The organism is Halonotius sp. F2-221B (assembly GCF_046719765.1).
GTDB lineage: Archaea > Halobacteriota > Halobacteria > Halobacteriales > Haloferacaceae > Halonotius.
Window position 1 is genome coordinate 65649 of sequence record NZ_JABEBY010000017.1, and the last position, 6473, is coordinate 72121.

The window sequence follows — 6473 nt, forward strand, 5'->3', positions numbered from 1 at the left end:
CGTGAGCCAACCAGAAATCTCTGATTTCTGGTGACGACGCAAGCACTGCAGGGCCGCAGGCCCGAAGCGCGCAGCGAGCTCCCCGACTCCAGCGCGTCGGGCTTTCGAAGCGGTTCCCATTTCTCCGCTTTATCTGAGCACGACCGCAGCTATACTGCATCCCAAACTGACGCCCCGAAGCCCGCGCGTTTTTGTGGGTCGATACCGGGTAGTCGGTATGGACGCCGCCGACATCGAGGCCGCTATCGAAGCCGGGATCGAGGACTGCGAAGCAACCGTCAGCCGTCCCCGCAGCGTCGACGAGGAGTTCGAGGACGCGCATTTCGCTGCCACCGTCGTCTCGCCCGCCTTCGAGGGCCAGAGTCTGGTCGATCAACACCAGCAGGTCTACGACGCGCTGGGCGAGCACATGACGACCGATATCCACGCCATCGAACTGACGACCTACACGCCGGAAGAATACGACGAGCACGGCGAGTAACGCGAACCGCGACGAGTAGGGGCAATCAGTAGCTTTTACCCCGGATTCGCCCGTTGGCTCTGGTATGGCAGACGACTACCGCACGGAGTCCGATAGTCTCGGTGAGATGGAAGTCCCGGCCGACGCCTATTGGGGAGCTCAAACCCAACGTGCCGTCGAGAACTTCCCGATTTCGGGCATCTCATTCGGCCGCCGGTTCGTCCGCGCGCTCGGAATTGTGAAGAAGGCCTCGGCGCAAGCGAACCGCGATCTCGGCCTCGTCGACGATGAGATCGCCGACGCAATCGTCGACGCCGCAGACGAGGTCATCGCCGGCGATCACGACGATCAGTTCCCGGTCGACGTGTTTCAGACCGGATCGGGCACCTCCTCGAATATGAACGCCAACGAGGTCATCGCCAACCGCGCCGCCGAGATCATGGGCCACGAGATCGGCGACCGCGCCGTCCACCCCAACGACCACGTCAACTACGGCCAGTCAAGTAATGATGTGATCCCGACGGCGATGCACGTCGCCAGTCTGGAAGCCGTCGCCAACGACGTTGTGCCCGCACTCGAAACGCTGGCCGACGAACTCGCCGACAAGGAAGACGAGTTCGATAGCGTGGTCAAAACCGGCCGCACCCACCTCCAAGATGCGACGCCGGTTCGACTCGGCCAGGAGTTCGGTGGCTACCGCACCCAGATCGAGAAAGGAGTCGACCGCGTCGAGAGCGTGCAGGATCACCTTGCCGAACTCGCGCTTGGCGGTACCGCGACCGGCACCGGGCTCAACACCCACCCCGAGTTCCCCGAGCAAGCGGCCGACTACATCGCCGAGGAGACCGGGCTGCCGTTCCGCGAGGCCGACAACCACTTCGAAGCCCAAGCCGCCCACGACGCGATGAGCGAGGCCCATGGCGCGCTCCGGACGGTCGCCGGCTCGCTGAACAAGATCGCTAACGACCTCCGGCTGCTGGCCTCCGGGCCGCGCAACGGCCTCGGCGAGATCGAACAGCCGGAGAACCAGCCTGGCTCGTCGATCATGCCCGGCAAGATCAACCCGGTTGTCGCCGAATCAGTCAACCAGCTCCACAAACAGGTCGTCGGCAACGACGCCGCCGTCTCGGCGGGCGCAGCCGAGGGCCAGATCGACCTCAACCTCTACAAGCCAGTCTTGGCGCATAACTTCCTCCAGTCGGCTGAACTCATCGCTAACGGCTCCGAAGTCTTCGCAGAGCGGTTCGTCGCCAAACTGGAAGCCAACGAGGAACACTGCGCCGACCAAGTCGAGCAGAGCATGGCGCTGGCGACCGCGCTCAACCCCGCTATCGGCTACGATAAGGCCAGCAAGGTGGCAAAACAGGCACTCGCTGAGGGCAAGACAGTGAAGGAAGTCGCTGTCGACGAGGGGTATCTCACCGAGGACGAAGCCGATGAGGTGCTCGATCCCGAAGCGATGACGCACCGCGTCATTCTCGGCACCGACGACTAAGCGACCCCCTTCGGTAGTTTTCTATCCGTGTAGCGGTACCCACGCCATATGTTCGGAACCAGCGGGATTCGCGGACCGGTCGGTGACGCTGTCACAGCCGACCTCGCGCTGTCGATCGGTCGGGCAGTTGCCACGGATGGAGCCGAAACGGTTGTCCTCGGCCGCGATGCCCGAGAGAGTGGTGGCTTTCTGCGTGACGCCGTCGCCGCCGGCTGTCGGGAATGTGGCGCGGACGTGATCGACCTCGGAATGGCTGCGACGCCGACAGTCGCCCGGAGTATCGCACGACTTGATGCCGACGCCGGGATCGTCGTGACAGCCTCGCATAACCCACCGGAAGACAACGGACTCAAACTCTGGACGCCGTCAGGGCAAGCCTTCGACACCGACCGCCGTGACCGGATCGCCGGGATCGTCGAGGACGACGCCTACACGTTCGCTGCGTGGGACGAGTCCGGAACGCGCCGCAGCGACGACCGAGCGACCGCAGCCCACACCAATGCCGTCGTCGAGGCGATCGAAACCGACGCACCGATCGATGAACTCTCCGTGGTCGTCGATGTCGGCAACGGTGTCGGCAGTGTGACCGCCGCCGCACTCGGCGAACTCGGTGCCGACGTAACAACGCTCAATGCCCAGCCTGACGGCTCTTTCCCCGGGCGGCCCAGCGAACCGACCGCCGAGACGCTGACCACCCTCTGTCGGCAGGTTGAACACAGCGATGCCGATCTCGGGATCGCCCACGATGGCGACGCTGACCGGATGGTCGCCGTCGACGAAACCGGGACGTTCGTGCCGAAAGATGTGCTGCTCGCGCTGTTTGCCCGCCGCGCTGTCGCCCGTGCCGATGGCGATGTCGTCGCCGCACCGGTCGACACCAGTCGCTGTGTCGACGACGCAATCGACTCGCTTGGGGGCCGCGTCACGCGAACCAAGGTCGGCGATGTGTTTGTCGCCGAGGCCGCGACACGCGAGGCGGTTGTCTTCGGTGGTGAACCTTCCGGGGCGTGGATCTGGCCCGATGAAACGCTGTGTCCGGACGGCTCGCTGGCAGCCGCGAAATTAACGGCACTTGTCGCCGCCGAGGGGTCACTCGCCGAGCAGGTGGCCTCGGTTGCTACCTATCCGATCCAACGACGGAGCATTGAGGTCGACGACAAGACAGCCGTTATGGAACGGGTCGCCGCAAAGCTCAGAGATGCCTACGACGATGTCACGACGATCGACGGGGTGCGTGTCTCGACAGCCAACGGGTGGGTTTTGGTGCGGCCAAGCGGCACCCAACCGTTGATCCGGATTACGGCCGAAGCCGAGACCGAAGACGTGGTCGATGACCTGATTGCTGCGACCGTCGAGCGTGTTGAAGCCGCTTGTGAGTAGCGGTTGACTGTGCAGCCGACAGCGTTCGGCTGCTTTCACTCCCGTCGGTCGCGCGTCAGCACTTCACCCGGTGTTGTTGTCATTTCTGTGCCCAACACGACGCCTGCGTTGAGGCTCGTGTTGATCCCGGTTTTGGCGTTGTCGCCAACGACAACACCGAACTTCCGGCGGCCCGTCGAGACACGGTCGCCTTTAACGGTCATCTCGACCGGTTCGTCGTCGTGGCGGAGGTTGGCAACTGTCGTTCCCGCGCCGAAGTTGACGCCGCGGCCGAGGATGCTGTCACCGACATACGAGAGGTGACCGACGGTAGCATCGCTCAGCAGCACGCTGTTTTTGATCTCGACGGCGTGGCCGACGTTCGCGTTCGCGCCGATGGCGGTCGCCCCCCGGATGTAGGCGTTCGGCCCGACAGTCGCGTCCTCACCGATGTAGGCTGGCCCCTCGATGGTGACGCCGGCTTTGATTGTCGCACCGGGTTCGACCACAACGTCGCCCTCGATAGTCGCGTCGTCGCTGACGGTGCCGTCAAGCCGCCGCGAGAGCGACTCCGAGAGCCACTCGGTGGCGGCCAACAGTTCCCACGGGCGGCCGACATCGAGCCAGCGGTCGAAGGGGACAGCCGTCACCGTCCTCTCCCCGCAGACGGTTTCGAGCACGTCTGTCAACTCCAACTCGCCGCGTTCGGAGGTCGACACGTCGAGCCGATCCTTGGCGGTGGCCGGAAAGACGTACGAACCGGTGTTGATCAGGTTTGAGTCCGGATCGGCTGGCTTTTCCACGACGCCCGTGACGCGCGTGTCGTCGTCGCTGTCGAGTTGGAGGACGCCGTAGTTCGAGGGATTGTCGACGCGGTAGGAGCCGACAGCGGGGCCGGATTCGTAGAGTGTCGCCAGCGAGTTGTGGTCGTAGAGTGCGTCACCGTTGAGGACGACGAACGGTGCGTCGTCGAGGTCGGGTGCGGCCGCCCGAACAGCGTCGGCGGTGCCGCGCTGGGCGGTCTGTTCGGCATAGTCGATGTCGTGCCCGCGGTGGCTGTCGCCGAAGTGGTAGCGAACCTGTTGGGCCTCGTAGCCAATGACGACGACGAACCGGCTGGCTCCGGCGTCAGCCGCGCGGTCGAGGGTGTGTTCGAGCAGTGGCCTGCCGGCGGCCGGCAACATCGGCTTCGGTGTCGCGTCGGTCAGCGGTCGCATCCGGGTTCCTTGCCCGGCCGCGAGGACGACAGTTTGCATAGCTGCTTCTTCGGAGGATATGCAAAAACCGTTCTGGTGGCGAGACGGCCGTTTTTAGGCGACGTTGTCAGCGATAGGGTTCACACACACGTTTGACGCCCTCTTCGAAGCTGATCTGTGGCTCCCAGCCGGTCGCTTCGTGGAACTTCGAGCTGTCGGCCATTGTATCGTGAACGTAGCCGTCGAAGGGGCACTCGATGTACTCGGGATCGATGTCGGTGCCGAGGGTATCGCTGATCATCTCGACCATCTTGTTGAAGCTGTAGGCCTCCTCGGTACCGACGTTGTAGACGCCAGTTAGTTCGTGATCAGCGGCGAGTTCACACGCGCGGGCGACATCCTTGACGTGGGTGAAATCCCGGGTTTGGCTACCGTCGCCGAACAGTTCTGGAGCGTCGCCGTTGGCAATGGCGTCGGCAAACTGGGCGACAGTGTTGGCGTACTCGCCTTTGTGTTCCTCGTTGCCGCCGAAGCCCTGATACACCGAAAAGAAACGCAGGCCAGCCATGTTCATATCGTGGTGGTTAGCGTAATACTCTGCGTAGCGTTCGCGGGCGAGTTTCGAGGCCTCGTAGGCGGTTTGAGATTCGACCGACATACTCTCCGGCGAGGGCTCGGTTCGGCTGCCGTAGATCGAGGAGGTCGAGGCGTAGACAACGGTCTCACAGCCCTGCTTGCGAACCTGTTCGACGGTGTTAACGAACCCCTCGACGTTGACCCGACAGCCGCGCTGAGGATTCTCTTCGTGCATATCCCTCGACGAGTAGCCCGCCAAATGAAACAGCACGTCGACAGCGGCGGGAAAGTCAGTATCAAGAATCGAGCTCTCGACGAACTCGACGTCCTCCGAGAGGTTTGCTGGCGTCCCGAGATAGGTGTCGTCGACGACGATCACGTCATTGTCTTCGGTGAGCCGGTTGGCGAGGTTCGATCCGATAAATCCGGCCCCGCCGGTGACGAGGACGCGTTGGCCCTGCATACTTGGTGGTGTGTATCAGCACGCATCACTGCTTCGCCTCTTTGTCCTACGATTGTTTTGCGTGCAACCCGGCGTACGTTCCCGATGCCTCGATCAGCTCACTATGTGTCCCGGATTCAACAATCTGGCCGTCCGCAAGCGTGTAGATCCGATCGGCGTTCTGGATCGTCGACAGCCGGTGGGCGATGGCGATGATGCCAACCTCCCGATCCATCGACTCGATCGACGCCTGCAGGTCGGCTTCGATCCCCGAATCGAGATCGCTGGTCGCCTCATCGAGGACGAGAAAATGAGCATCGGTCAGCAGCGCGCGGGCGACGGCGATCCGCTGGCGTTGGCCACCGGAGAGCCGGACGCCATCGTCGCCGAGCTGTGAGTCATAGCCGTTTGGGAGCTCATCGAGAAACTCGTCGACCATGGCGATCTCACAGACTCGTTCGACCTCTTTTCGGGTCGCTTCACGGTTGCCCACCGTCAGGTTGCCTTCGAGTGTGTCGTCGAAAATGAACGGTCGTTGGCGAACGACGGCGATCCGCTCGCGCCACTCCTGGAGATCGAACGCCTCGATCGGCGTACCGTCGGCGCGGATCTCACCGGCATTGGGCTCGTAGAAGCGAGCCAGCAGCGAGACGATCGTCGATTTGCCTGCCCCGGACTGACCGACAAAAGCGACAAACTCGCCGCGAGCAACGTCAAAGGAGATGCCATCGAGCACCTGCTCGTCGTCGGTGTAGCTGAACGCGACATCGTCGAAGGTGATCTCCCCGACCGACGACACGGGCTGGTCACCGTCGGACTCCCGTCGCTCGTCGAGTTGATCGAGGAACTCGTGGGTGCGAACAAGATGTGAGTGTAGCTTCAGACTTAGACTGTCTAGTTTAACCTCTCTGGGAGCATATCTACAGGAATGAGCCGGAAACAGCA

The 6473-nt window shown here is 62.9% G+C and carries 6 protein-coding genes; 3 read left to right on the plus strand and 3 right to left on the minus strand.

What is annotated here, in order from left to right:
• The first annotated feature begins 217 nt into the window (after positions 1-217).
• From HKK80_RS12645 to glmM, 3 genes are all read left to right on the plus strand, one after another.
• Positions 218-481 (plus strand): BolA/IbaG family iron-sulfur metabolism protein, encoded by a 264-nt coding sequence (locus HKK80_RS12645; protein ID WP_411799957.1) that lies wholly within the window; start codon positions 218-220, stop codon positions 479-481.
• Positions 482-545: 64 nt separating this feature from the next.
• The gene (locus tag HKK80_RS12650; protein ID WP_411799958.1) at positions 546-1955 is read left to right on the plus strand and encodes a class II fumarate hydratase; all 1410 of its coding nucleotides are present in this window, start codon (positions 546-548) and stop codon (positions 1953-1955) included.
• A 48-nt stretch (positions 1956-2003) separates the two neighbouring features.
• Positions 2004-3335, plus strand: a complete 1332-nt coding sequence (glmM, locus tag HKK80_RS12655) for a phosphoglucosamine mutase (protein WP_411799959.1) — start codon at positions 2004-2006, stop codon at positions 3333-3335.
• 35 nt (positions 3336-3370) lie between these two features.
• Here the strand turns inward: glmM and glmU are convergent, their stop codons facing one another.
• From glmU to HKK80_RS12670, 3 genes are all read right to left on the minus strand, one after another.
• A complete protein-coding gene (glmU, locus tag HKK80_RS12660; protein ID WP_411799960.1) occupies positions 3371-4570 on the minus strand; it encodes a bifunctional sugar-1-phosphate nucleotidylyltransferase/acetyltransferase in 1200 nt (399 codons plus the stop codon).
• Positions 4571-4637: 67 nt separating this feature from the next.
• Complete coding sequence (locus HKK80_RS12665) at positions 4638-5549, minus strand: NAD-dependent epimerase/dehydratase family protein (protein ID WP_411799961.1); 912 nt, start codon at positions 5547-5549, stop codon at positions 4638-4640.
• Positions 5550-5595: 46 nt separating this feature from the next.
• A partial coding sequence (locus tag HKK80_RS12670; RefSeq protein ID WP_411799962.1) for an ABC transporter ATP-binding protein occupies positions 5596-6473 on the minus strand: 878 nt, incomplete at its 5' end.

What these genes read in the sequence shown, in the direction of transcription:
- HKK80_RS12650 (WP_411799958.1), top strand. Translation starts at nt 546, where the DNA reads ATGGCAGACGACTACCGCACGGAGTCCGATAGTCTCGGTGAGATGGAA.
- HKK80_RS12645 (WP_411799957.1), top strand. Translation starts at nt 218, where the DNA reads ATGGACGCCGCCGACATCGAGGCCGCTATCGAAGCCGGGATCGAGGAC.
- glmM (WP_411799959.1), top strand. Translation starts at nt 2,004, where the DNA reads ATGTTCGGAACCAGCGGGATTCGCGGACCGGTCGGTGACGCTGTCACA.
- glmU (WP_411799960.1), bottom strand. Translation starts at nt 4,570, where the DNA reads ATGCAAACTGTCGTCCTCGCGGCCGGGCAAGGAACCCGGATGCGACCG.
- HKK80_RS12665 (WP_411799961.1), bottom strand. Translation starts at nt 5,549, where the DNA reads ATGCAGGGCCAACGCGTCCTCGTCACCGGCGGGGCCGGATTTATCGGA.